26 protein-coding genes, 3 pseudogenes and 3 riboswitches are annotated in these 25670 nt (G+C 63.1%); of the genes and pseudogenes, 2 read left to right on the top strand and 27 right to left on the bottom strand.

The window, feature by feature from the left end; all coding sequences use genetic code 11:
* From SA87_RS06575 to SA87_RS13145, 19 genes and pseudogenes are all read right to left on the bottom strand, one after another.
* A partial coding sequence (locus SA87_RS06575; protein WP_156516504.1) for an RNA-guided endonuclease InsQ/TnpB family protein occupies positions 1-487 on the bottom strand: 487 nt, incomplete at its 3' end.
* Positions 474-602: pseudogene (locus SA87_RS13155) on the bottom strand (IS607 family transposase); the annotation flags it as partial. The gene SA87_RS06575 and the pseudogene SA87_RS13155, both read right to left, overlap by 14 nt.
* Before the next feature lie 216 nt (positions 603-818).
* Positions 819-2120: an O-acetylhomoserine aminocarboxypropyltransferase/cysteine synthase family protein gene (locus tag SA87_RS06570; RefSeq protein ID WP_066200993.1), complete on the bottom strand. Its 1302-nt coding sequence runs from the start codon at positions 2118-2120 to the stop codon at positions 819-821.
* A 157-nt stretch (positions 2121-2277) separates the two neighbouring features.
* Entirely contained in the window at positions 2278-3414 is a 1137-nt protein-coding gene (gene metX, locus SA87_RS06565; protein ID WP_066200990.1) for a homoserine O-acetyltransferase MetX, read from the bottom strand.
* Between the two features lie 160 nt (positions 3415-3574).
* Positions 3575-3729, bottom strand: a riboswitch (SAM riboswitch).
* Between the two features lie 109 nt (positions 3730-3838).
* A riboswitch (SAM riboswitch) is annotated at positions 3839-4026 on the bottom strand.
* Positions 4027-4089: 63 nt separating this feature from the next.
* Positions 4090-4518, bottom strand: coding sequence for a disulfide oxidoreductase (locus SA87_RS06560; RefSeq protein ID WP_066200989.1), 429 nt, complete (start codon positions 4516-4518; stop codon positions 4090-4092).
* A 69-nt stretch (positions 4519-4587) separates the two neighbouring features.
* Positions 4588-5730, bottom strand: coding sequence for a bifunctional cystathionine gamma-lyase/homocysteine desulfhydrase (locus SA87_RS06555; RefSeq protein ID WP_066201011.1), 1143 nt, complete (start codon positions 5728-5730; stop codon positions 4588-4590).
* Positions 5731-5889: 159 nt separating this feature from the next.
* Positions 5890-6846: a cysteine synthase A gene (gene cysK / locus SA87_RS06550; RefSeq protein ID WP_066201009.1), complete on the bottom strand. Its 957-nt coding sequence runs from the start codon at positions 6844-6846 to the stop codon at positions 5890-5892.
* 14 nt (positions 6847-6860) lie between these two features.
* A complete protein-coding gene (locus SA87_RS06545) occupies positions 6861-7520 on the bottom strand; it encodes a class I SAM-dependent methyltransferase (protein WP_066200986.1) in 660 nt (219 codons plus the stop codon).
* 695 nt (positions 7521-8215) lie between these two features.
* Positions 8216-8428, bottom strand: a complete 213-nt coding sequence (locus SA87_RS13730) for a hypothetical protein (protein ID WP_066200983.1) — start codon at positions 8426-8428, stop codon at positions 8216-8218.
* Between the two features lie 270 nt (positions 8429-8698).
* On the bottom strand, positions 8699-8881 hold the full coding sequence (locus SA87_RS13725; protein WP_066200979.1) for a zinc ribbon domain-containing protein: 183 nt from the start codon (positions 8879-8881) through the stop codon (positions 8699-8701).
* Positions 8869-9918 (bottom strand): RNA-guided endonuclease InsQ/TnpB family protein, encoded by a 1050-nt coding sequence (locus SA87_RS06530; protein WP_066200976.1) that lies wholly within the window; start codon positions 9916-9918, stop codon positions 8869-8871. Before SA87_RS06530 ends, SA87_RS13725 begins: the two co-directional genes overlap by 13 nt.
* A pseudogene (locus SA87_RS13150) lies at positions 9905-10033 on the bottom strand (IS607 family transposase); the annotation flags it as partial. The gene SA87_RS06530 and the pseudogene SA87_RS13150, both read right to left, overlap by 14 nt.
* 867 nt (positions 10034-10900) lie before the next feature.
* Positions 10901-11047: pseudogene (locus SA87_RS14010) on the bottom strand (IS607 family transposase); the annotation flags it as partial.
* A 14-nt stretch (positions 11048-11061) separates the two neighbouring features.
* Positions 11062-11775 carry a molybdate ABC transporter permease subunit gene (gene modB, locus SA87_RS06520; RefSeq protein ID WP_066200969.1) on the bottom strand — a complete coding sequence of 238 codons (714 nt, stop codon included), beginning with the start codon at positions 11773-11775 and terminating at the stop codon, positions 11062-11064.
* A gap of 40 nt (positions 11776-11815) precedes the next feature.
* On the bottom strand, positions 11816-12595 hold the full coding sequence (locus SA87_RS06515) for a DUF364 domain-containing protein (RefSeq protein WP_066200966.1): 780 nt from the start codon (positions 12593-12595) through the stop codon (positions 11816-11818).
* A 109-nt stretch (positions 12596-12704) separates the two neighbouring features.
* The gene (locus SA87_RS06510; RefSeq protein WP_066200959.1) at positions 12705-13127 is read right to left on the bottom strand and encodes an iron chelate uptake ABC transporter family permease subunit; all 423 of its coding nucleotides are present in this window, start codon (positions 13125-13127) and stop codon (positions 12705-12707) included.
* 22 nt (positions 13128-13149) lie between these two features.
* Positions 13150-14064, bottom strand: coding sequence for a molybdate ABC transporter substrate-binding protein (gene modA / locus SA87_RS06505; protein ID WP_066200956.1), 915 nt, complete (start codon positions 14062-14064; stop codon positions 13150-13152).
* Positions 14065-14091: 27 nt separating this feature from the next.
* A complete protein-coding gene (locus tag SA87_RS06500; protein ID WP_066200953.1) occupies positions 14092-14754 on the bottom strand; it encodes an ATP-binding cassette domain-containing protein in 663 nt (220 codons plus the stop codon).
* Between the two features lie 108 nt (positions 14755-14862).
* A riboswitch (molybdenum cofactor riboswitch) is annotated at positions 14863-15029 on the bottom strand.
* 164 nt (positions 15030-15193) lie between these two features.
* The gene (locus tag SA87_RS13145; protein ID WP_156423537.1) at positions 15194-15628 is read right to left on the bottom strand and encodes a hypothetical protein; all 435 of its coding nucleotides are present in this window, start codon (positions 15626-15628) and stop codon (positions 15194-15196) included.
* A gap of 390 nt (positions 15629-16018) precedes the next feature.
* On the opposite strand from SA87_RS13145, the gene SA87_RS14375 reads away from it, so the two are divergent.
* Positions 16019-16321: a hydroxyethylthiazole kinase gene (locus SA87_RS14375; protein ID WP_082718274.1), complete on the top strand. Its 303-nt coding sequence runs from the start codon at positions 16019-16021 to the stop codon at positions 16319-16321.
* Positions 16315-16536, top strand: coding sequence for a hydroxyethylthiazole kinase (locus SA87_RS14370; protein ID WP_082718273.1), 222 nt, complete (start codon positions 16315-16317; stop codon positions 16534-16536). The genes SA87_RS14375 and SA87_RS14370 overlap by 7 nt, the downstream gene beginning before the upstream one ends.
* Before the next feature lie 11 nt (positions 16537-16547).
* Here SA87_RS14370 and SA87_RS06480 read toward each other — a convergent pair whose 3' ends face one another.
* The 8 genes from SA87_RS06480 to SA87_RS13710 form a co-directional block, all read right to left on the bottom strand.
* Entirely contained in the window at positions 16548-17096 is a 549-nt protein-coding gene (locus SA87_RS06480) for a hemerythrin domain-containing protein (protein ID WP_245637668.1), read from the bottom strand.
* Positions 17097-17243: 147 nt separating this feature from the next.
* Positions 17244-18407 carry an MFS transporter gene (locus SA87_RS06475; protein WP_066201003.1) on the bottom strand — a complete coding sequence of 388 codons (1164 nt, stop codon included), beginning with the start codon at positions 18405-18407 and terminating at the stop codon, positions 17244-17246.
* 129 nt (positions 18408-18536) lie between these two features.
* The gene (gene lpdD / locus SA87_RS06470; RefSeq protein ID WP_066200941.1) at positions 18537-18893 is read right to left on the bottom strand and encodes a prenylated flavin chaperone LpdD; all 357 of its coding nucleotides are present in this window, start codon (positions 18891-18893) and stop codon (positions 18537-18539) included.
* Positions 18890-19591: a respiratory nitrate reductase subunit gamma gene (narI, locus tag SA87_RS06465; RefSeq protein ID WP_066200939.1), complete on the bottom strand. Its 702-nt coding sequence runs from the start codon at positions 19589-19591 to the stop codon at positions 18890-18892. Before narI ends, lpdD begins: the two co-directional genes overlap by 4 nt.
* Positions 19561-20154 carry a nitrate reductase molybdenum cofactor assembly chaperone gene (gene narJ, locus SA87_RS06460; RefSeq protein WP_066441561.1) on the bottom strand — a complete coding sequence of 198 codons (594 nt, stop codon included), beginning with the start codon at positions 20152-20154 and terminating at the stop codon, positions 19561-19563. Before narJ ends, narI begins: the two co-directional genes overlap by 31 nt.
* 26 nt (positions 20155-20180) lie before the next feature.
* Positions 20181-21644 carry a nitrate reductase subunit beta gene (gene narH / locus SA87_RS06455; RefSeq protein WP_066200935.1) on the bottom strand — a complete coding sequence of 488 codons (1464 nt, stop codon included), beginning with the start codon at positions 21642-21644 and terminating at the stop codon, positions 20181-20183.
* Positions 21634-25323: a nitrate reductase subunit alpha gene (locus SA87_RS06450; RefSeq protein ID WP_066200931.1), complete on the bottom strand. Its 3690-nt coding sequence runs from the start codon at positions 25321-25323 to the stop codon at positions 21634-21636. The genes narH and SA87_RS06450 overlap by 11 nt, the downstream gene beginning before the upstream one ends.
* Positions 25324-25474: 151 nt before the next feature.
* On the bottom strand, positions 25475-25670 hold a 196-nt coding region (locus tag SA87_RS13710), incomplete at its 5' end, for a hypothetical protein (protein ID WP_211264182.1).

Below are 25670 nucleotides of genomic sequence, written 5' to 3'. Positions count from 1 at the left end.
TCTTCCGGCGGACGGGCTTCTCTTTCAGGCGCACGGCGCCGATGCGAGGGAGCACGATGTGGCGCGCCTTTCCGGGATAACGCCTGTCACTCCCGTCCAGAAGCAGGCGAATCGTGCCGGAACTGTTGTCCAGCCGGAAACTGTCCCGCCGGTCGTGTTTCCGCCGGAACTTCGGATAGCCGATCTTCCGGCCGGTCTTCCGCCCGCGAAAGAAGTTTTGGAACGCCTTTTCCAGGTCCCGAAGCGCCTCCTGCGGTGCCCATTTGGACACTTCGTACATCCACGGGAAGTCCGTCTTCTTCAGGCGGTTCAGTTCCCGGTGGAGCTCCATCGCATTTGTCGTGCGGCCTTCTTTTTCGTAGATCTCGATCCATCGCGCGAGGCCCCAGTTGTAGGCGAAGCGGGCGGCCCCGGCGTGCTTGGCGAGGAGGATGCGCTGGTCGACGTTGGGATCGAGTTCGTACCGGTAGGCTCTATGGATCTTCACGCTGAAGCGCCTCCAGCGCCTTTTTTGCCCGACGTCTCGGGAAACGCTTGCCGTACAAGCGGGCGGCCAGGGACGTGAGGACCTCGGTCACATCGCGCACCAGGTCATCGTCGACCTCTCTTTCTTCTTGCCCTCTTTGACCCAGCGCCACGCCGTCTTGTAGGGGATGCCGCGCTTTTTGGCCCATTGGCTGAGTTTCATGGGTATATTTTACCTGAGAAAGAGACGAAGATCAATCGTATTTTCAGCTGCTGGCAGCCCCTTTCATCGAACCGGCAGATTGACGAACCTCATCGTCCGCCGCGCACCCGGTCCGCTGCGCACCCGGCGGTCAGCCGGATACCGGCACCGAAACCTTCGCAAACGCCTGATCGAGATCCCAGATGAGATCCTCGACGTTTTCCAGGCCGACCGACAGGCGGATGAGATCGTCGCTCACCCCGGAGGCGCGGAGTTCTTCATCCGAAAGCTGCGAATGCGTCGTCGTCGCCGGATGGATGATGAGGCTTTTCGCGTCGCCGACGTTGGCCAGGTGCGACCAGAGCGTGAGGCTTTCGATGAATTTCCGCCCCGCCTCCCGGCCGCCGCGGATGCCGAAGGTGATGATGGACCCCGCGCCTTTGGGCAGGTACTTCTTCGCCAGTTCGTGCGACGGATGCTCGGGAAGTTCCGGATAATTGACCCACGCCACCGCCGGATGGCCCTTTAAGTACCGGACGATGCGCCGGGCATTTTCCACGTGCCGGGCCATCCGGAGAGGAAGCGTCTCCAGGCCCAGCGCGACCTGGAACGCGCCTTGCGGGTGAATCGCCGGCCCCATGTCCCTGAGGAGCTGGACGCGGGCCTTGACGATGTACGCCGCCGGACCGAACGCCTCGCGGTAGACGACGCCGTGATAGCTCGGGTCCGGTTCGTGGAGGGCCGGATAGCGCTCCTTCGGCCAGTCAAAGCGTCCGCTGTCGACGATGATCCCGGCGATGGTCGTGCCGTTGCCGGTGAGCCACTTCGTCGCCGAGTACACAGTCACGTCGGCGCCGTAGTCAAACGGCCTTAGCAGCGCCGGCGTGGCGAACGTGTTGTCGACGATGAGCGCCACCCCGTGCTCGTGGGCGATCTTCGCCACCGCCTCGATGTCGAGCACGTCAAGGCTCGGGTTGCCGATCGTTTCGGCGAAAATCGCCTTGGTCTTCTCGGTGATCGCCCGGCGGAAGCTCTCCGGATCGCGCCCGTCGACGAAGCGCACCTTGATCCCATAGCGCGGAAACGTCACGGCAAAGAGGTTGTACGTGCCGCCGTAGAGCTGACTCGCGGCGACGATCTCGTCGCCGGCGCCGGCGATGTTCAGGATCGCCAGCGTGATCGCCGCCTGACCGCTCGCAAGCGCCAGCGCCCCGACGCCGCCCTCCAAAAGCGCCATCCGCTCTTCAAGCGCGGTCACCGTCGGATTGTGAATGCGGGTGTAAATGTAGCCGAGCTCCTTCAGCGCAAACAAATTGGCGGCGTGCTCGGTGTCGCGAAAGACGTACGACGTCGTGTTGTAAATCGGGAGAGCCCGAGCGCCCGTGACCGGATCGGGCTGAAGTCCGCCGTGGATGGCCAGCGTCTCCAGCGCCCACTGCCGTTTTTCGCCCATTCTCCGATTCCTCCTCCGCTTTGGTCGACGACCAACGGGTCTGTCATTGACTGGCTACACTTGCCTTCGCGATGGATCCCGGGCTTCCGCCGGGTTTTGTCGATCGACCCCGGCGATGGCAAACCGGACCGGCGACGGTTCCGCGATCGCGGGGCAGTTATAAGAACGCGGAACGAAAGCCCATCGCCACGGGTGCTCGATACGGTTCAGCTCCTTCCAGCTGTTCACGAACGATGGGGCCCCACTTCCCAAACTCGGTGAGAAATCCGTCATGGCCATAGAGGGTGTCGACTTCATAAAAGCTCGCCTCCACGCCGTTTGCCCGAAGGCGCCTGACAAACGCGGCGATTTCCTGCGGCGGATACAAGAGATCGCCGCGATAGGAGATGGCGACGACACGGGCGCGGATGCGTTTGATGGCTTCCTCGATCCCCCCGCGGCCGCGGCCGAGGTCGTGGGTGTCCATCGCCTTGAGCAAATACAGGTAGCTGTTGGCGTCGAAGCGCCGGGCGAGCTTTTCACCGTGATGAATGAGATACGATTCGACCTGGAAGCTCACCTCCTCATGGCGGTTCCCCCACCCGTCGCGCTCGGCGCGGTTAAAACGGTTGTTGAACTGCTCGGCACTGCGGTAGGTGATCATCCCGGCCATCCGGGCGATGATCATTCCCGCTTTGGGGGGATGCGCCGGGTCGTAATACCCGCCGTTCCACGCCGGATCGGAAAGGATCGCCAGCCGACCGATGGCGTTGAAGGCGATGGCGTAATCCGAAAGCCACGGCGTAACGGCAATCGGAAAGAGGAGATCCATGTACTCGGGATACATCACCCCCCACTCGAGCGCCTGCATTCCGCCGAGCGATCCGCCGATCACCGCGTGCAGGCGGTCGATGCCGAGACGCCTTAAGGCGAGATATTCCGCCCGCACCATATCGCGCACGGTGACGAACGGGAACTCGGGGCCGTACGGCCGGCCGGTCTCGGGATCGATTGACGTCGGGCCGGTCGAGCCGTCGCATCCGCCCAGGACGTTAAACGTCACCACCTGATAGCGGTCGGTGTCGATCGGCTTACCGCTTCCGATGAGCCCGGCCCACCAGCCCGGGTTCTCGTCGGTGCCGACGGCGATGTGGTTGCCGGTGAGCGCGTGACAGACGAGCACCGTCGGACCATCTCGCGGCCCGACCCGCTCGTAGGCCAGGTGCACCTCCGGAAGAACGCGGCCGCTTTCCAGGCGGAGCGCGCCGATGGACACCGTCCCGACTTCTCGCGTTTTGATGCTCACCCTCAACATCGACGCCCCCTGTCCCCCGATCTTGCCTGGCCACACCCTTTACGAAAGCCATGAAAAAATCCCTCTTCGGATAAGAAGAGGGATTTCGAACCGTCGTCGAAATGCCCTCTTCTTATCTCTCGGAACGACTACGCGCGTGTCACCCGCGTTCACCGCGTTCATCGCATTCAGCGCGTTCCGCAGGAATTGGCACCAGATCCCGCGGGGAAGTTCTCTTATCCGGGTTCCACCTCATGCCCCGGGTGAGGAGACGCCTCCCCGCAAGACGGTTGCCGGGCTTCATCGGGCCAGTCCCTCCGCCGCTCTCGATAAGAAGAAGGGTCGGATATTCGTTTGTCAAGCGCAGGCATGCTTCCGCCCGTTCATCAAAAAATCCCTCTTCTTCAATCAAGAAGAGGGATTTTCGCTCCCGCGAACCTCCCCCTTCTTATCTCTCGGAATGGCCTCGCGCACAAGGCTTCTTGCGCAAGGCGCCCATCCCGCAGGAGTTGGCACCTTTTCCTGCGCGGCGTGCTTCGCCGCAGCGGCCTCTTTTCCGCCGTCGCGAAGGCATCCGCGCAAGACGGTTGCCGGGCTTCATCGGGCCAGTCCCTCCGCCGCTCTCGATAAGAAGGTTCCACGACGCTGACTTCGCGATCGATTCCATTCAGTTGTGACCGAAAGCTTGCGCTCATTTTACCAACCGTGCCGTTCTTTGTCAAGGGCCTGAGGGGCTTTCGCGCGAAAGAGAAGCGCACTGATCAGCCCAAAGGCGACGAAGGAAAGCATCGGGATGGTCACCAAACCGAAGGCGTTGAGCGGATCGTCCGCACACGACGCGCCGAAGGCGCATATGCCCCCCTTTCGGGGGATTTTTTGCAAGATGACGTGATAAAGCGCCACCCCGCCGCCGATCAGGGAAAGCGGCAGCGCATAGACGACGATGCCCGCGTCTTTTCGAAAGGCGGCGATCCCGAGAAGAAGCGCCAGCGGAAACATGCAGATCCGCTGGTACCAGCAGAGTTCACACGGCAGATAGCGCAACACTTCGCTCAAAAATAAACTTCCTGACGAGGCAGCGAGCGCCACCAGCCACGCCAGAACGAGGGCCGTCTGCCCGCGCACCGTCCCATCTCCCGGAAAACGATTCAATGAGGGCACCCTCAACGCTCCACATGCCCGAAACCGGGCGGTTCATCTCGAACGCCGGAGCGCGTGTTCGAGATCCTCAAGGAGATCGTCGACGTCCTCGATGCCGACCGACAGGCGCACCAGTCCGTCGGTGATGCCGAGCGCCCGACGGCGCTCCGGCGGAATCGAAGCGTGGGTCATCCGCGCCGGGATGGAGATCAAGCTTTCCACGCCGCCGAGGCTTTCGGCGAGGGCAAAGAGGCGGACCGACCGGACGAGGCGTTCGGCCCGCTCGGCGCCTTCCACTTCAAAACTGATCATCCCGCCAAAACCGCGCGCCTGGCGCCGCGCAACCAGGTGCCCCGGGTGTCCCTCCAAGCCCGGGTAATGGACGCGCACGACGTCCGGATGTTCGGCCAAAAAGCGGGCAATCTTCGCCGCGTTTCGCTCGTGAGCTTCCATGCGCACGCCGAGCGTCCGGATCCCGCGGAAGAGAAGGTACGCATCGAGCGGTCCGAGAACGCCGCCGGTCGCGTTTTGCAGAAAGTGAAGCCGCTCGCCGAGCTCGACGTCCTTGACGACGACAAGACCGGCGAGCACGTCGCTGTGCCCCGAGAGGTACTTGGTCGCGCTGTGCACGACGACATCCGCCCCGAGCCGGAGGGGATTCTGCCAGTACGGTGTCATGAACGTGTTGTCGACGATCAAAAGAAGCCCGTGCCGCCGGCAGAAGGCCGCCACCGCCTCGAGATCGACGATGCGGAGGAGAGGGTTGGTCGGCGACTCGACGAGCACCGCCCGCGTGTTTTCTTGCAAAGCGGCTTCCAAAACGTCAAGGCGCGTCACATCGACGAACGCCGCCTCCAAGCCAAACCGATCGAGCACGCGCGCGAGCAGTCGATACGTCCCGCCGTAGACGTCGTCTCCGACGATGAGGTGATCTCCCGCTCGAAAAAGCATCATCACCGCCTGCAGCGCGGCCATGCCGGAGGCAAACGCCAGGCCCCGCGCACCGCCTTCCAGTTCGGCGATGAACGCCTCCAGCGCTGCCCGCGTCGGATTGCCGGTCCGGGTATATTCATACCCGCGGTGATGGCCAGGGGCGTCCTGCCTGAACGTGCTTGAGAGGTAGATCGGCACGTTCACCGCACCGGTCGCCTCATCCCCGGCCCACCCCCCGTGAATCAATCGGGTCTTCAGGCGCACCAAGGCGACCCGGTTCGTCGACCCTTCCTGAATCCGAATTCAGGCCGGGCCCCCCGAACCGGGTCTTCACCTCCTTTCAGGTCCAGGGTGCTCGGCGCAGGCGCCCCGCCCGGAGCGTCCGCCCGATTCCTTCGGACTTTCGCCCGATTCCTTCGGACTTTACGGATCTTCCCGACGCCGGCATGCGACGGTCGTCTCATAGATCCGCGTGGTCAGGTAGCGCTCGCTCGAATCGGGAAAAATGGTGACGATGTTCGTCCCCGGCGGCGCCGCCTCCGCTTCCTTGAGCGCGGCATAAAACGCGGCACCGGACGAGCTGCCGACCAGAAGCCCTTCCCGGCGCGCCAGTTCCGCCACCATGTGAAAGGCGTCCTCGTCGCGGACGGTGTGGACACGGTCCACGTACGCAAAATCCAAAAACGGCGGCACAAACTCGACGCCGATCCCTTCCGTCCGGTGCGGTCCCGCGGGACCGCCGCCCAGAATCGACCCTTCCGGCTCGACGACGACCGTCCGGATGTTCGGGTTTTGCTCCTTTAAGAAGCGCGCGCAGCCCATGAACGTCCCGCCGCTTCCGACGCCGGCGACGAAGACGTGCACCCGCCCTTCAAGCTGCAGCCAGATCTCCGGTCCCGTCGTGCGGTAATGAATCTCGGGATTGGCCGGATTTGAAAACTGATCCGGCATGTACGCGCCGGGAATCTCCTCGGCGAGCGCCCGGGCGCGCTCGATGGCGCCCTGCATCCCGAGCTCCGACGGCGTGTGCACGATCTCCACCCCGAGGGCCTGCATGAGCATCTGCTTTTCCCACGAAAACTTCTCCGGCACGACACAGATCAGGCGATATCCGCGCCCGGCCGCGGCGACGGCAAGCCCGATGCCGGTGTTGCCGGCCGTCGGCTCGACGATCGTCCCGCCGGGCCGAAGCAGGCCGCTTTTTTCCCCCGCCTCGATGAGCGCAAGCCCCAGCCGATCCTTCACGCTCCCGCCGGGGTTGAAACTTTCCAGCTTCGCAAAAAGCCGGACGCCGCGCGGAAGGGGAAACGCCGTGATCTCCACCACGGGCGTTCGACCGATGAGCGCCTGGACGTTCGGGAAAACGCCTTTTCCGAACAAAACGCCGCTCACGTTCAGCCCCGCACCGCCTTCCACAGCCACACGTAGCGGTTCATCCGCTCAAAGAACGCCCGAAATCCGGCCCGAGCGAGCATGCCCTCTAAATCCGAAACCAGCGGATAATATTCGTTTTCCAAATCTCGGACGAGCCTGACAAACCCGCGCCTTCGCGCGTCCTCGACCGCCGCCCGCCGCGCCGCGTCATCGACGAAGGCGGTGTCGGCGAAGACGATTTTCCCCTCCGGCTGAAGCCGCGCCGCCATGAGGCGAACCGCCTCCTCCTTTTCCGCATCGGTCAGATGATGAAAGGCATAGGTGCTCACAAACGCCCAGACGCGTTCATCGTCAAGCGGAAGGTGGAGAAAACTTCCTTCGCGGATGTCCGCCCCGATCGCCTTGCGCCGCGCTTCGGCGCGCATCGCCTGGGACGGTTCGACGCCGATCACCCGGTACCCGCGGGCAAGAAGCTTCCGGGTCAAGTTGCCCGTTCCGACGCCGATTTCCACCACCAGCGCCCCGGGCGGCCCTTCGACCTCCTCGGCGACGCGCTCCAAAATGCGGTCATAGCCGTCGAACACGTCCGCATATTCTTCATCCGCCCCGGCGACGACCGCGTCGTACGTCGCCGCCCACGCATCGAACAGGGCGTTGAATCGCAGCTTCTCATCCTGCACCGGTCATCCCGCGCCTCCCCAGGGCGTTCGCTTTCCCGCTTCGCTTTCAACGCATCATGCCTTCGAATCCAGTCGCTCCCTGCGTTTCTCGATACTGATTATCATATGATTATCCCATCCTGTCAACCCACTACCCTCCCTCAGCTAAAATCTAGCCGAAGAGAGACGGGATCTCACGCCTCGAAATCTTTCCGAGGGGGATGTGACGTGACCCTGTCGCTCCAAAGCCGTCGCGATTACCTCGCGCAAATCCGGAACGGGTACGCCAAAGCCTCGTTCCGAAAAGAAAAGTCTCGCCTTCTCGATGAAGTCACGCGCGTGCTGGGGTCTCACCGCAAGTACGTCTTCCAAGTTCCGGGCGGCCCGGAGCGAAAACCCAAACGGCCCGGCGCAAACGACCCAAGCGGTATCAAAGGGCGCCCCCGTCACCCGAACCGCTTGGGAAGCCCGTGACTCCCCTTGTGCCGAACGCCTCCCTCCGGACCTGCCCGTCGACTGCCGAGCATTTGGAACGCCACGGAAAACTTCGCTGAACTCCGCTCGTCCGCCAACAACTCGCCCGAATCAGCCGCCCCACCCTCGCCCGTCGCTTAAAGGAATTCGACTCGCCCAAACCCAAGCGCTTTAAACCCCAAACCCGCCATCGCTTGATAAGAGTCATCCCGGAAGGAGATTGCGTTTATGCGCAGCCATCCCTACCGCAAAAACGACAACCCCATGTCGAACAGAAAAACCGCCGGTTCGTTCGCGAGATCGTGGGCAACGTCCACTACGACACCCAACAAGCCGTCGAGCGGCTCAACGCCGTCTATGCCCTCCTCGCCCCCTGCGTCAATCTCTTTTTGCCCGCCCGCAAGATCGTCGAAAAATCCGACGAAGGCAAGCGCATGCGCAAACGCTTCGACCAAGCCGCACGCTTCTCCAACGCCGGATCGAAAGCGGCGCCTTAAAACCGGAAATGAAACACAGGCTCACGGCTCGGTTAGAAACGCTCAATCCGCTCGATCTTCATGATGAGAGGTCGGTTAGACTTCAACCGTTCCGCAACTCATAGACCAATCTCCCGTCGAAGGGATACTGTCCGGTTGCTTCCTGCTTCATCCACCGGCACCGGCCGGAGCCTGCAACCTCCGGTGTCCACAGGCTTAACTTCCCGCGGAACTCGCGGTAGGACCGTCTTACGCCACGGTCAGGGCAAACCTGAGCAGATTCTTCGCCGCGTTTTCGTCCCGGTCGTGATGCGTGCCGCACGCCGGACACGTCCACGCCCGGACGGAAAGCGGAAGTTCGGGAAGAACATATCCGCAGGAAGAGCACATCTTCGACGTCGGCTCAAAGCGGCCAGCCTTCACGATCCGCACGCTTCGAAACTTGGCTTTCGCTTCGAGGAGCGCCCGGAAGGTGCCCCAGCCGACGTCGGCGATGTGCCGGGCAAGTCGCCTGTTTTGAGCAGGTTCCGAACGTCCAGATCCTCGATCGCGATCACCGGATGCGTCCGGACGAGTTCGGTCGTGAGCTTGTGGAGGAAGTCCAGCCGGATGTTTCGAATCCGGCGGTGGAGCCTGGCGATCTCGAGACGCGTCTTTTCGTAGTTCTTCGTCCGTTCGATGAGCCTTCCCTTTTCGTCCCTCACTCCGCGGCGGGAAAGTTTTCGCTGAAGTCTTCTCAGACGTTTGAGCGCGCGCCGCAGGGGTCTCGGAGCATCGGTCTTTCGGATCGCCCCCGTTTCATCAACCTGAGTCGTGAAGCTTTGCAGACCGGCGTCGATACCGGCCCGCGGCCCCGCCGGCGGAAGGGGATCGGGAATCTCTTCTTCCACCGTGAGGCTCACGAACCACCGATCGGCCTCGCGGCTCACGGTGGCGTGAAGGATTCGGCCTTGCGGCAGGTAAGTCTTCGCCGCACCGTTTTTCTTTCGCCGAACGGGCTTTTCCTTGAGGCGTACTGCGCCGATGCGAGGCAGCACGATATGACGTGTCTTTCCCCGATGACGTCGGTCTTCCCCGTCCAGAAGGAGCCGGATCGTTCTGCTGCTGTTGTCCAGCCGGAAACTGTCCCGCCGGTCGTGTTTCCGCCGGAACTTCGGATGGCCGACCTTCCGGCCGGTCTTCCGCCCACGGAAGAAGTTTTGGAACGCCTTTTCCAGATCCCGAAGCGCTTCCTGCGGCGCCCATTTGGACACTTCGTACATCCACGGGAAGTCCGTCTTCTTCAGGCGGTTCAGTTCCCGGTGGAGTTCGATGGCGTTTGTCGTGCGGCCCTCTTTTTCGTAGATCTCGATCCATCGCGCGAGGCCCCAGTTGTAGGCGAAGCGGGCGGCCCCGGCGTGCTTGGCAAGGAGGATGCGTTGTTCCGTGTTGGGATCGAGTTCGTACCGGTAAGCTCTATGGATCTTCATGCCCAAGCGCCTCCAGCGCCTTTTTGGCCCGTCGTCTCGCGGAACGCTTGCCGTACAAGCGGGCGGCCAGGGACGTGAGGACCTCGGTCACATCGCGCACCAGATCGTCATCCACCTCTCTATACCGATAGGTAAGGGTTTGGGGTTGTCGCCCCTCCCCCTTTTCCCCCGGTCCACACCGTGCGTGAAAGTTTCCCTTTACACGGCGTTCCATCTACGGATCGAGGAAGGAAACTTGCGATTCCTAGGCACGTGGCCCCCTGGCGATGGACAACCCATCTTCTTACTCGACCCTCCAGGCACGGAAATCGCGGTTTCGTCTCGATCCGTAGACTGCGGCCTGTTCCTCCAGTCCCGTTACAGGACCTTCCTCGGTCGTGACCGCGCTCTCACCAGCCCGAACCCACTTCGGCAGTACGCCTTATAGGGACCGGCCCCGTACCGGCGGTTTGTAGACTCCATAGGAGTCTAGGCCGTGGCTGGCTTTCCCTGTACCCGCTTCCCTAGCCGTCCATACGCCCGTTTAGGTGCCCACTTTGAGCCGGATGCCCACACATCCCCATTGCCGGATGGGCGTGTTTCATAGATGGCATTCTTACTCCACGCCGGGCATCAAGTCCTTGAGGAACCGCAGGTAAGCGTCCTCGGACAACTATCCGTTTCCAGATAGCAAACGTGACGACTCGTACACTCGCGGTTTCGTCGGAGAGGGAGTCACCCTCTCATTCTCACCATGCGGGTCTTATGGCGCCCCGGCGTATACACCATGGCCTTGCGGCTGTAGGTGCCTTGACGCCGACTTCACCTGGCTTCAGACCCCGGAAGGCCGGTACCTTCCGGCGCCTGCGGGAGTCTCAGGCCGACGACTTCGAGGCGGCATGGGCCTCTCATTTTCGCCGTCGGGAAGCAAGTTAGGGTGATGATTCACCCCGCGCTTTTCGTCCTGCTCATGTAGGACTTATAGCGCAACAGATCGCACTTCTTCGACCACCGGAATGCGGCGTCCCTGCGCCCGAAGAGAAGCTTCGATGTATTCAAAGCCAAAACGCGTCAGCCGATCCCGATGTTCCACGACGATGGTCGTTACGTTCGGGTCGGAGAGGAGCTTGATGAGCTCCCTCCGCCTGCCCCACGCGGGGAGCTTCAAGGCGCCCGGTCGTCGGGAGCCCCGGCCCCGTCTCCCAGCCGGTAGCGCAGCACCCGCCGGCGGCTGAACGCCAGGAACCAGTACATCACGGTCAAGCCGAAGGCGAAGACGATCAGCGCGTAGATGAGCGCCCGGTCGTTCTCCCCGTTCGCAACGGCAAAGTAGATGGCCAACGTCAGCGTATCCGTCTTCCCCGGGATGTAGCCGGCGAGCATGAGCGTCGCGCCGAATTCCCCGAGCGCCCGGGCGAACGAGAGGACGATGCCGGCGAGGAGCGTCGGCCAGGCGAGCGGCAGCGTCACCGTCCAGAACACCGTCCACGGCGATTTGCCGAGCGTCCGCGCGGCGAGCTCGAGCTTTTTGTCGACGCCCGAAAACGCGGCGACGGCGTTTTGATACATGAGCGGAAAGGCGACGACGCTGGAGGCGACGACGGCACCGAGCCAGTTAAAGACGAACTCGATATGAAACAACTGAAAAAGCCATTTGCCGAGCGGACCGTTTTTGCTGAGCAGCGAAAGCAAGATAAAGCCGATCACCGTCGGCGGGAGCACCATCGGCAGGATGAACAGCGTCTCGAGCATATCTTTCCCGGGAAATCGGCGGCGGGCAAACAGATAGGCGATCAGCGACCCGACGAGGGCCACGATCGCGGTGGCCACGAGCGAAACGCGGATCGAAAGCCAAAGCGGCCAGAAGAGTTCGTTCATCGCGCGACCTCCACGACATCTCCACGAAGTTCGCCCGCGTTCATCCGCACGTCCCCTCGGGACGGGATCGCGCGCTCATCACCGTGACCCGTTGCACGCCCTCGTGAAAGCGGCGGTAGTGACCGCCCTCCTGAACGACGCGCCAGACGTGCGCCGCTTCGGTCACGACGGCGCCGGCGAGCACGTCGACGCCGTAGTCAAAGAGCACCGGCGCCAGCGGCGTGCTCGGCCCGACGAGGACGACGAGGGCGTTTCGGGACAGCTCCGCGAGTCGGGAAAACGTCTTATTGACGAGCGTCGCCGCGGTCAGGAACACGACATCTTGATCCGGGAGGACGACTTCCGCGGCGCTGTCGGGCAATTCGCCCGGAAGCGGCTTGCGCTCGAGGACGGTCAGCGTCGCCACTTCCCCGAGCCTCTCCAGGCCCGGAAAATGGCCGACGACCGCCACCTTTTGGCCGCGCAGGCATTCGCGCATGACATCGAAGATGCTTTCCGCAGGCAAAGCCGAAAGCGGACGCCCGGTCAGCCGCTCGGCGTTTTCTTTCGTATTGAGCGCCGCGTTGATGGCCGCAAGGCCGACCGAGGCTTCCGCCAGGTTCCAGGAACGCACGCGTTCGGCGAGCTCGCGGAGCGGCCGCCCGGCCAGGCTTCCGGCATCGGGAATGTCGATCCCGCCGTCTTTTGCCGTGATCGCCACGCCGATGTCGCCGCCGCTTCGCACGAGCGTCCGATAAGGCCCGACGAGCACGTCATCCGCCGTCCGCTCGGGCGGGACGAGTTCGATCAGCGCGTCATAGACTTCAAACGGACGAGGCAATCGTTTCCCTCCTTCCGAGAAGGCCGCCGGCGTCAATCTTCCAGACGGCCGCCGAGTTCGGTAAAGCCGACACCGTAAAAGCGTTTAAAAAACGCATCGGCTTCTTGCGTCAGGTCGACGTCCAAAAAGGCTTCCGGATGCAGCCGCTTCGCGAGCCACCGATGTTCGGCGACGGATAGTCCCAAGAGGTGATGTTGCTCGGAAAACGGTAGACCTGCCGCGCCTTCCAGATAAGCGACGAGCCGCTCCGCGGCCTGTTCGGCGCCGACGGCCCGCCCGATTTGCTCGACGTATGAAACATGTTTTGATACGCCGCGCCGGAGGCGGCGAGCGCTCCGCCGACGACGAGCGCCAGCGCGATGCGCGGGATGCGGATGTGATAGATGACGATCGCCGCCTCGGAACCCAGCGCCGGATGGAAGAGGGGTCGGATGATCTCCGAAAGCGGAAGATCATAGCGGCCGCTCAACAGAGCGCAGACGGCGAGCGGAAGCAGCCAGAGATCACAGAGGCCGACGCGCTTGACCCGCATGGCCGGAGGCCGCCTGGCGTCTTCATTTCGTCGCCGGTTCAAAGCCGTAACGCCGAAGCACCTCCTGCCCGTCCCCGAGGGCGAGCGCGCGCAAGAACGCCTGAGCCTTGTCCGGATGCCGGCTGCCCTTGACCACGGCGCCGGGATAGACGATCGGCCGGTGCCACGAGGGATCGGCCGTGTCGGACACTTCCACGCGGTCGGAAATCGCCGCATCCGTCCTGTACACGAGCCCGCCGTCGACCTCGCCCGTTTCCACGTAGGCGAGTACCTGCCGCACATCCATGCCGAAAACGAGGCGCTTGGCCTTTTCCATCTCCTCATAGACGCCGAGATGATCCAGCACTTCCTTGGCATACGTCCCGGCCGGGACGCTCTTCGGCTCGCCGATCGCGAGTTTCGCCAAATGATCCGATTTGAGCCGTTCAAACGTCAGCTTTTGATCCTCAGGCACCCCTTTTTTCACGGCCATCACGAGGGCGTTTTTCACCACGTCGACGCGCGTCGCCGGGTCGATCAGCCCCTTTTGCTCGAGTTCATCGACCTGCTTGGCGCCGGCAGAGATGAAGACGTCGGCCGGAGCGCCCTGCTCGATCTGCTGCATCAGCTGTCCGGAAGCGCCGAAGTTAAAGCGGAGCTTGACGCATTCCTTCGCCTCAAACACCGGCTGATATTCGGTCAGCGCGTCTTTCAAGCTGACCGCCGCGGAGACGACGAGCTCCGGCGCGTCTTTGCAGCCCGCCCGACCCCCGCTCTGCCCGGTGCCTGGAGACGCTCCGGATTCGGTTTGGCCGCCCGTTGAACCGCCTGCCGCATCGGAACCGCTTCCGCCGGAGGGCGCCGGGTTGCCCGAACCGCAGGCGGAAAGAAGCCCGACGAGCATCAGGACGACGACCGCCCAGGCGAGCGATTTCGATCGAAGCGTTTTCAACCCCATCGTTTTCCTCCCCTTTCTAAAGCGTTTCTAACGCGGCGTCGCGACGCGCATCCGCTTTTCGTCCAAAACGCGCCCGGCGCGAATGTAGACGATCCGATCCGCGAGCCGTTCCGCCTCCTCGTGGTCGTGGGTGACGATGATCGCCGGAACGGGTTCCTCGGCCAAAAGCGCTTGGAACGCCTCGCGCACGGCATTTTTCACATCCTGATCGAGCGATGAAAACGGCTCATCGAGGAGGATCAGCTTCGGCTCCGACGCCAAGGCGCGGACGAACGCGACGCGCTGCTTCTCCCCGCCGGAAAGATCGCCCGGATAACGCCCGAGCAGCCGGTCGATGCCGGCGATCGCGATCAGCCGGCGTGTCTTCGGATCGTCGAGCGTCTTGCCCCGCGGCATGCCGTAGGCGATGTTTTTGGCCACCGTCATGTGGGGAAACAGCGCATAATCCTGAAACACGTAACCGACGCCCCGCCGCTCCGGCGGCATCGGGCGCCTGCCGGTCGCATAAAAGACCGTCTCTCCGAAGCGGATCTCTCCCTCGTCCGGCGTGACCAAGCCGGCGATCATGTTCAGGATCGTCGATTTCCCGGAACCCGAGGGGCCGAAGAGCACCGTCACCTCGCGATCAAACGACAGTTCAATCGCAAGGTCGAAGCCGGGCCATCGCTTTTTCACACGGAGCAAGAGCATCCACGGACCTCCCTCAAAAGCATCCGCTTCACGGGCCTCCTTTGCGGAGAGAAGACCCATTAAAAAAACCCCGACCGGTCGACGGCGGGGCGTCTACGTCTCTGCGCACGTGAACGCGACCCACCTCCTTATACCGGTCTCGTGGAAGGCATGCCCGTTTCCAGGCATACCCCGTGAGCGCAGGGCGCCTGAGGACGAAGGCGCGCCCCGCGCTCAGGCCGCCGTCCATCGCACTGCGTGCGGAAGGGCCGAGCGGCTCGGAGTGGTCGAACGTCTGCAGGGATAAGATTGAATTTTAAACCAGGATAAACAATACCAAAACGAGCGGAGAAAGTCAAGCGAGATCCGGCTCCAGGGTTTTACGGCCGTTAACGCGCGTACGTCCGGATGGCTTTACCGTCCAGGGGCAGGCGCTTGCCATAGTCGGGAAGGGACATGGTCACGGCCCGCTGGAGCGCGACAAAGAGGGACTCCGGCTCGGCTTCATAGGCTTCAATCCGATTCCAGAAGCGACCGAAGGCCGCGGCACATGGCACGCGATCGCCGAAGCCCAAAAACCAAAGAGTTGCCCGTTCCGGCTCAGTTCGCGCCGCAGGGATTCGACGCTCGGGGGCTGAAACACGACGTGGGCGATATACGCATTCCCCATAGCCCGCATGGGATCATCATCTCGGCCCTTGCCGCGCGCTTTCTCCAGTTTTTGCATGAGCGCTTCGTCCGGGAGATGTTCAAGGACAACCTTCAGGCATTCAAGATCACCGAGTCCGGCAATTTCGTTCCACGAAAACAGGGAGCCTTGTGGTAGAATGGCCATACGGATCTTCTCCTTTGAGGCAAGTTTTTTTCCTTTTAAGTTGTCTTTGAGTTTACCCAAAGGAGGGGCAATCTGCTTTTTACGGTCAAATTTTGAACGGCCCGGAAAGCGTTTGCCCCCACCTTTTCGGTGGGGGATTGACCGTTTTGTGAAGGGGAAAATGCACCGAATACAAGGGATTCGGACCGCGAAAAGGTTCAACCACCGACAGCGGAGAGGAGATTCTTCTTACCATCAAACTCGGCCCATCAAACTCGGGCGGCGACCTTGTCGGCGACCTGTGCACGCTGTCCGGCGCCCTCAACTTGACCAATTGCATCGCCCTGACCGACGCTTCCCTCGGGGTCATCCGCAAGAGCGAACTAGAGTTTTTGTTTTACCGTCAACCCGACTTGGCCATCGCCTTTCTGCAATGCTATCCATCTGCGACGGACGGTGCCCGGCGGACGTATGTGTGATCTGAGCCTGTGGGGAGGAGGGAAAACGCGATGGACGTATGGCAATCCCTTGGCACGCCCCCTGACGCTCCCCTCGGCTCCGTGGCGGAGGCCCGTCCCGGGCCATGGCTGGGAGGAGGAAGCGACCCGCCACCTGCGCCGGGTGCGCGAAACAATGCCCCTGACCCATCACCGGACCAACCTGGTGGTCATGCATTGGACGGCCAACGTCACCCTGGCGTTGGGGAAATCCCCGATCATGACGCCGGAACCGGAGGAGTTCCCTAACATCACCCTCGGGCAGGCGCGCTGGTAATCAACATCGGCTCCCTCCGGGTAAGCGATGTCGTCGACTTCCTCTCTGCCCAGCAGGAGGCCCGCCGGCACGGGGTGCCCGTCATCCTCGACCCGGTCGATGCCAGCTTCTCGCCGCTGCGCCTCGAGACCTCTCGCCGCCTCCTGGAACAGGGCGTGGAGGCGGTGCGCGACAACTACGCCGAGAACCTCTTCATCGCTGTCCATCATGGGTGAGGCCGTTTCCCTCAAATTGCCTTTACGCCCGCAAGCAACTCCTCCTTTTCCGCGTCAGAAAGGATGCGCTCGGCCATCGGAAAGAGCACGTTTTCTTCCTTCATGAAGTGATCAAACAGGATCTGCACCGCTTCCGCCACCTCGCCGGCGATCCACCGCGCGGTGTGGGCCTTGATCGGGCCGGTCAGGCTGGCCATCGTGGCAAGAAATCCTGAAAGGCGCGTTTTGGCTTGTTCGTGTTCGTACTCCATCACCGCAATGGGGCCCATCTCCCGCCCGATATGCTTGGCCATGAGCGGGAAAAGGACGTCTTCTTCCCGCTTGGAGTGGAGATCCAACTCTGCCACGAAAATCTTCATCTTTTCTTCCAGCGCGCGCAGGGGCGCCTCCCAGTCTTCGACGCCCGCATTGGTGCCGATCGCCTGCGCCTCCTTGAACAATTCCTCCATCTGCTTGCGAAGCGGCGGATGCTCCTCCTTCAACCGCTGAAGTCCTTCGCAAAGCGTCAGCGGACCGCCGGTCATTCCCATCATGCCGCAGCCAAAGGGCATCGCTTCCATGGCATTCCCTCCTCAACCGGTCGCCGTCGATGCATACATACGGCTTGCGTATCGACGCTCCAGCTCTTAGGGTACGGCAAAACGCGCGCCGAAACCGTGACGGCGATCACAGTGGGCTGCGGATCGCTTTATCCCACCCGGCCGCCGTTATGCCATGATCTCCCGCTTCCGCTGCCCAAAATACCATTTATGGAGCAAAATGCAGGCCAGGACAAACACCGCGAGAAGCCCAAAACCGAGCGCGTAGCTTCCCGTTGCGTCGCGTACCATTCCCAACACAATCGGGGGAAAGAAACCGCCGATTCCGCCGGCCGCTCCCACAACCCCGGTAACGGCTCCTGTCCTCCCCCGTGCGACCACGGGAACCAGCTTGAAGACGGCACCATTTCCCATGCCCACAAGCAAGGCGATGCTCAAGCATGCAAAACTGAAAGATCGAATCTCTTCGGACAGCCCCGTGAGGATAAGGGCCCCCAGCAGCACACCGGCAAAGACAACGGTTAACATTCGTTCCGCGCCCAGCCGATCCGCCAAATATCCCCCCAGCGGACGGGCAAGCGTGGCGACCACCACAAACCCTGCCGCACGCCATCCCGCATCCACAGCGGTCAAGTGGAACAGGTCTTGCAGCAAGGTGGGAAGGTAAATGCCGAAGGCCATAAAGCTCCCAAAGGTGAGGAAATAATACGTCGACAACAGCCACGTCTCCTTATACCGAAAAACACCCAGCACCGAGGGAATAGAGCCGCTTGAGGGAGAAGAGGGGAATTCGCGCGTGCCCAACCAGAAGAGAAGGGCCATGATCGCGATGGCGACACCGAAAATCCGGAATGTCCCCGAAACCCCGTAAGCCTCAATCAGCAGCGGCACGGTAAATCCCGCAACAGCCGTTCCGAAGTTCCCCATCCCGGTGATCCCCAATACCAGGCCTTGCTTTTCAAGAGGAAACCACCGGGACACATACGCAATGGCGATGGTAAACGTGGTTCCGGCCATACCAAGGAAGAAAGCAAAGAACAGAAGCGTTTCGAAGGATCCCGCAAAACTGGCCCCCAGCAATGGAAAAATCAAAAACAACATCGTCAGCGTGTAAACCTTTTTTCCGCCCAAGCGATCGGTCAACATTCCCATGGGAATCCGCATCACCGATCCCAAGAGAACCGGCGTGGCAACAAGGAGGCTTTTTTCCGTGACACTCAACCGGTACAGTTCCTGCAGGGTGGATGCCATCGGAGAAAGAATGGCCCACGCGGCAAACGAAACGACCATGGCCACGGTGGAATAGACGAGCGCAGCGGTTCGCCCCTTCATGATCGTCCCCAACGCTCCTTCCCGGGAATAGGTGATAACGTATCAAATTCTTATAACTTAGATCGCTTGCTTTCATTTAATGCCTGTACGGCGACAGCCTCACATCTGCTTGCACCCGTGACCGCGTCGTTACGCTCTCGTACGCCGCGCTGTCCATCTTGCGATGCGAGCCAATTCGTCCTCCATCAGGCGACGGACCGTCCGCACGATCGTGTTGATCTCCTCCTTGGTCACCCCCTCGACGTGGATGCCCATGGCCACGACAACGGTGCAGCCCAGCGCTTCGGTTGCCATGCGGGCCACCCCCGCCGCGAGGTCCCCTTCCCGGTGGCCTGGGAGGGCGTGCACGGCCACCCTGACCCGATCCCCCACCGGATACGCCGTGGCCACCGCCCCGATGTGCGCCTGCCCGCCGGTGATCAGAAAGGCGATGTCCTTGCCCATCGGGACGGTGCGCAGGCGAATGTCAAACGGAAAGCCGGTCATGGTTTCACCACCGCGCGGCTCTGGCGACGCCGGTACAGCACGTAGCTGCGCCACAGGTACGCCAGCGGCAGGCTGAACACGTGCACCAGGCGCGTGAAGGGCCACACGGCGAACAAGCCGAGCGCGGCCAGCACATGCACCTTAAAGGGCAGCGGCACCGCGGCCATCCGCGTCGCATCAGGCTGGAACGTGAGTACGCCGCGCAGCCACGGGCCAATGGTTTCCCGATAGTCGAAGTCCGCGTGGCCAAGGCCATTCCACAGCGTCGCCCATAACCCGCTGAGGATGACGAGGCAGACGAGGGCGATAGCCACAAAATCACCCGTGCGGCTCGTGCGGCGCACGCGGGGCACGCCCACGCGGCGCACGAGCAAGAGGATCGCGCCGATGGCTGCGGCCAAACCGGCAACACCGCCGGCGGTCACGGCGAGGAAATGGTAGACGGTATCGGACAATCCGAAGGCTTCATGCACCGACTTCGGTACCAAGAGGCCGGCCACATGGCCCAGAAAGACCGCCAGGATGCCCCAGTGAAAGAGCGGGCTCCCCCACCGCAACCAGCGCTTCTCCAACAGCTCGCTGGAGCGCGACGTCCAGCTGTACGGATGGATGTGGATTCGGTAAAGGTGGCCGCCCACAAACACGGTGAGCACGACGTAGGGGTAGATCACCCACAGGAACTGGTCCCATCCGCGCATGGCTCATCCTCTCCCGCATCGTGTACTTCGCGCTCCCCTTGCCCCAGCGCCAGCAGCAGCGCCGCAAACACGTAGGCATACGGGCTCTTCAGGTTGCGAAGCTCGCCGTAGATCCGCGCGATTGCCGGGCGGTGGGCAGCAAAGATGGGTTCCACTTCATGGGCCGGTGCACAGGAAGCAAACTCGAGGATAAGGGGCAGATAATCGGGCAGTTCGTTTTCTTTCATCACAAACCCGGCCCGCTTGTAGAGCTGCTTGAGCGCGAGAAGCGCCTGGCCACGCTCTCGCTGTTCCCCGTACGCGCCATAGGTGACGTACAGGCTGGTCGCCTGCCCGAAATCAAAGGTTTGCACGTAGTGATCGCGCAGCGCGTCGGGATCCCCTTCCGTCGCCAGGTCGAGAAAGCGCGTCAGGTGGGCGGCAATCTGCTGGTCGGGAACGTGTGGGATCGCGTCGCGTAAGGCGGGTACCGCCTGTTGCCACGCCGCGTCGGGGTACCCAAGCAGCCGCGCGATCAGCCGAAAAAGGGCTTGCCGGTCCTCGTGCCGCATTGCCGGTTCCATCGGTACCCTCCCCTTGCGTTGTCGCATCACAAACCGCACCCGCCGGGGGTGCCGGCGAAGCTCAGGCCGCACGTCCCCTGTTCGCCAAACAGGTCGGCCACCTGCTCGCGGTGCGCCGTCGGCAGGACGAAGCGATCGTGGTACTTGGCGATCGCCAGAAGCCGGTACATGTCGTTCACCGTCGCCTCATCCAAGCCGGTTTCGCGCAGCAGGTCGCCATCCGGCTCCTTCCCCAGGGTCCGGGCGCGCATGGCCGCGCGCAGGACAGCCAGCTTCTTCAGCACGCCGCGAACCACCCCCACGTCGCCGGCTGCCAACAGATTGGCCAGATACGCGATCGGGATGCGCATCAGGTCGATGGCCAAGAACACGTCGGCGCCCTCGACCGCTTCATCGCCTTCCACCGCGTGGACCAGCGGGCTGAGCGGCGGGATGTACCACACCATCGGCAGGGTGCGGTATTCGGGATGGAGCGGCAGCGCCACCTTCCACGCGACGATCAGCTTGTAGACCGGCGACCGCTGCGCGGCGGCGATCCAGTCGTCGGGGATGCCCTCGCGCCGGGCCTGGGCGATCACCTCGGGATCGTGCGGATCGAGAAAAACGCCAAGCTGCGCCGCGTAGAGGTCCTGTTCCCGCACGGCGGAGGCGGCCCGTTTCACCGCGTCGGCGTCGTAGAGCAAAAGGCCAAGGTAGCGAATCCGCCCGACGCACGTCTCCGAGCAGATCGTCGGCAGCCCCGCTTCCAGGCGCGGGAAGCACAGCGTGCACTTTTCCGCCTTGCCGGTGTGCCAGTTGAAGTACACCTTCTTGTACGGGCAGCTGGAGACGCAAAAGCGCCAGCCCCGGCAGGCCTCTTGGTCGACGAGAACGATGCCGTCCTCGTCGCGCTTGTACATCGCCCCCGAGGGGCAAGAAGAGACGCATGGCGGGTTGAGGCAGTGCTCGCAAATCCGAGGGAGGTGGAACATGAACACCTGCTCAAACGCCATTTGCACCCGCTCCTCTAACCCCTTCAAGAGGGGATCGCGGGGTCCGGTTTCGGGGGCTCCGGCCAGATCGTCCTCCCAGTTGGGCCCCCATTCCGGGTTCATGTACGATCCCGTGAAGATCGACTTGGGTCGGGCCACCGGCTGGCGCTTCCGCTCGGGGCTTGTCGTCAGCATCTCGTAGTCGTACGTCCACGGCTCGTAGTAGTCGTCGAGGGTCGGCAGGTCGGGGTTATGGAAAATGTGAGCCAGGCGGCGGGCCCGGCTCCCCGAGCGCAGCTCCAGTTCGCCGTTTTTCAGCTCCCAGCCGCCCTTGTACTTCTCCTGGTTCTCCCATTCTCTGGGATAGCCCACCCCCGGCTTGGTCTCGACGTTGTTCCACCACATGTACTCGGCGCCGGGGCGGTTGGTCCACGTGTTCTTGCAGGTGATGCTGCACGTGTGGCAGCCGATGCACTTGTCGAGGTTCATCACCATGGCCACGTGCGCCTTAATCCTCATGCCAGTCCACCTCCCGCAGCTTGCGGACGATCACGGTGATGTCGCGCTGGTTGCCGGTCGGGCCATAGTAATTGAAGCCATAGCTGAGCTGGGCGTAGCCGCCAATCATGTGCGTCGGCTTGACGTGGATGCGCGTCGGGCTGTTGTGCGTCCCGCCCCGGTTTGGGGCCAGCTTCGTCGCCGGCACGTAGATGTGCCGATCCTGGGCGTGGTACATGAAGGCCATGCCACGCGGAATGCGATGGGAAACCACGGCGCGGGCGACCACGACGCCGTTGCGGTTGAAGCACTCGATCCAGTCGTTATCGGCGATGCCCGCTTCCGCCGCGTCCTCGTGGTTGAGCCATACCGTCGGTCCGCCGCGGAACAGCGTCAGCATCAGCTGGTTGTCGAAGAACATGCTGTGAATCGACCACTTGTTGTGCGGCGTCAAGTACTGGAGGACCACTTCCTTGCCCCGCGGCGCGTCAGGTCGACTCTGCCCCGGCAAAAAGGGCGTGTGGGCCAGGGTCGGTTTGTACGTGGCCAGCATTTCGCCGAACTCCAGGAGCAGCTCGTGGTCGAGGTAGAAGTGTTGCCGGCCGGTCAGCGTGCGCCACGGAATCTTCTTTTCCACGTTCGTGGTAAACGGCGAATACCGCCGCCCGCCAGTTTCCGAACCGCTGAAGGCCGGCGAGGTGATGACCGGTTTGGGCTGTGCCGTGATGGCATCAAAGGTGAACCGTTCCTCGGCCCGCTCCTCGGCCAGGTCCCTCAGGTGGAGAGCCGTCTTTTGCTCCAGTGCCGCCCACGCCTTGATGGCCATCTTGCCGTTGGTCGTCGACGACAGGGTGAGGATCGCCTCGGCCACGTCACGCTCGGTGGCCAGGCGCGGGCATCCGCCGGCCGTACCTCCGGTCGCCATGCCGAGTGTCCGCTTGAGGAGCTCATACTCCTCCCGTGCCGACCAGGCAATACCCTTGACGCCGAAGGGTTTTTCTGCCACCAGCGGCCCCAGGGCGGTCATCTTTTCGTACACCGCGCCATAGTCGCGCTCCACCACGTGGACGTGGGGCATCGTCTTGCCGGGGATGGGCTCGGCCTCACCCGTCTTCCAGTCGGCCACCCGACCATAGGGCTGGGCCAGCTCATCCGGCGTGTCATGCAAGATCGGCGTGATGACGATCTCCCGCACCGGACCGGGGAAGATCTTCTTGGCCATCTCCGAGAAGATGCGCGCCAGCGCCTTGAACACTTCCCACTCCGAGCGGGCCTCCCACAGCGGGTTCACCGCCGGGTTGAACGGATGGATGAACGGGTGCATGTCGGTGCTGCTGAGGTCATGCTTCTCGTACCACGTGGCCACCGGCAGCACGACGTCGGAGTAGAGGGCCGTGCCGGCCATGCGGAAGTCGAGGTTGACGAGGAGGTCGAGCTTCCCTTCCGGCGCCGGATCCCGCCACACCACCTCCTGCGGGCGCAGGCTGTGGGCATCGTCGTTGAGCAGGCCGTGCGTCGTCCCCAGGAGATGCTTGAGGAAGTACTCGTGTCCCTTCCCGGAGCTGGAGATCAGGTTGGCCCGCCACACCACCATCACCCGCGGGAAGTTGCGCGGGTCGTCGGGATCCTCGATCGCCAAGCGCAGCGCGCCACTCTTGAGCTGACGGGCGACGTAGGCGGCCACCTCCTGCGGCGTCGTGGCGCCCGCCCGGCGCGCCTGTTCGTACAGCGCAATGGGGCTCTCGTTGAATTGCGGGTACGACGGCAGCCACCCCAGCCGCGCGGCGAGCACGTTGTAATCGGCGGGATGCCTGTAGCGCGGAGCGCCGGCCAGGGGCGAAACAAGGGCGTCGACGGACACGTCCTCGTACCGCCACTGGTCGGTGGCGAAGTAGAAGAAGGACGTCCCGTTCATAAGGCGCGGCGGCAGCGACCAGTCGCGGGCAAAGGCCACCGTCTGCCAGCCCTCCACCGGGCGGAGCTTCTCCTGCCCCACGTAGTGGGCCCATCCCCCGCCGTTGACCCCCTGGGCACCGGTGAGGAGGACGAGGTTGAGCACGGCGCGGTAGATCATGTCCCCGTTGTACCAGTGGTTGATGCCCGCGCCGAGGACGATCATCGAGCGGCCCTTCGTCTCCGCAGCATTGCGGGCAAATTCGCGGGCCACCCGGATGACGAGCCGCCGGTCGACGCCGGTGACCGCCTCCTGCCATGCCGGCGTGTACGGGGCCACCTCGTCGTAGGACGTCGGCCCTCCGTCACCCAGCCCGCGGCTCACCCCGTACTGGGCCAGCACGAGGTCGAATACCGTGGTGACGAGGCACGCCTCCCCGCCCCGCGCGATGCGCCGCGCCGGCACGCGCCGTTCGATGACGCTCCGCTCGCGCTCGCCAAAATAGGGCAAGCGCACCGTCACCACCTCGTCGTGGACGCCGAGGAGGCTGAGCCGCGGATCGATCGGCGCGCCCGTCGCCTCGTCCTCCAGCCTGAGGTTCCACCTCCCGCCGTCCTCCCAGCGGTGGCCGATGCAGCCGTTGGGGACGGCCAGCTCCCCCGTCCGCTCGTCATAGACGACGCCCTTCCACGCGGCATTCGGCGTCTCGCGCCCGATGTCGGCGGCGCGCAAGAAGCGGTCAGCCACGTAGGCCCCGTCCTGGCGCTTGAGCGTCACAAGGAACGGCAGATCGGTGTACTGTTTCGCGTAGGCGAAAAAATAGGGCTCTTCCCGCTCGACGTAGAACTCCTTCAGGATCACATGGCCCATGGCCATTGCCAAAGCCCCGTCCGTTCCCGGCTTGACCGCCAGCCAACGGTCGGCGAAGCGCACGAACTCGGCGTAGTCGGGGCTGATCGCGGCCACCTTCGTGCCGTGGTAGCGCACCTCGGTCAGGAAATGGGCGTCGGGGGTGCGCGTCATCGGGATGTTGGAGCCCCACACCAGGATGTACCCGGCGTTGAACCAGTCGCTCGACTCCGGGACGTCGGTCTGATCGCCCCAGATCTGCGGCGACGCCGGCGGCAGGTCGGCATACCAGTCGTAAAAGCTGAGCAGCGGCGCGCCGATGAGCGACAGAAAGCGCGCCCCGGCAGCATAGCTGATCATCGACATGGCCGGGATCGGCGAGAAGCCGATGATGCGATCGGGACCGTTGCGCCGGATCGTGTGGATCATCGCCGCCGCAATGAGCGACAGCGCCTCGTCCCACGTGGCGCGAACGAAGCCGCCCTTGCCCCGCGCCGCCTTGTAGCGCCGGGCCTTCTCCGGATCCTCGACGATGCGCGCCCACGCCTCAACGGGATCGCCGGTGCGCTCCAGTTCCTCCCGCCACATGCGCAAGAGCGCCCCGCGCACGTAGGGATACTTGACGCGCAGCGGGCTGTACAGGTACCACGAGAAGCTCGCCCCGCGGGGACAGCCGCGCGGCTCAAACTCCGGCATGTCCGGCCCCGTCGACGGGTAGTCGGTGCGCTGCCCCTCCCACGTCACGATGCCGTCCTTCACGTAGATGTTCCAGCTGCACGACCCGGTGCAGTTCACCCCGTGGGTGGAGCGCACCACCTTGTCGTGCTGCCACCGCCGGCGGTACAGCGCCTCCCACTCCCGCCCCTGTGGCGACACCTCACTCCAGCCGTCGGCGTACCGTTCCCGTGGCAAAAAGTATCGCAGCTTTTCCAGGATCGGCGAGCGTTTCCGTCCCATCGTCTCCTCCCCTTTCTCGCGTGTACGAACCGGACGTTTGGCCTGCGGCCCGTTTTCGCAGCATGGGAATGGCGCCTCACCGTTATCGTAAAGTTTACCGTCCAAATGGAAAGTGACATTTCTCACCTTCGGCACGCCATTCATATTTCGTTCACGGATTCACGCGCGACGGCACAAAAAAAAGCGCCCGTTCGGATTCGGTTCGGGCGCTCAGTTCGCAGGTCAAGTCCGAGATCGTGTGTAAAATTGCCCTCTTCGGCGAATGGAGCGGTGAGCGCTTAGGCGCTTTGACACAAGCCTGAGCGGATTCTCTCGAGGCCTGCTGCGCCTTCTTCCATGCCTCCTCC

The organism is Hydrogenibacillus schlegelii (genome assembly GCF_001653195.1).
Classification (GTDB): Bacteria; Bacillota; Bacilli; order Thermicanales; family DSM-22653; genus Hydrogenibacillus; species Hydrogenibacillus schlegelii.
This window is presented reverse-complemented; position numbering and strand designations above follow the sequence as displayed.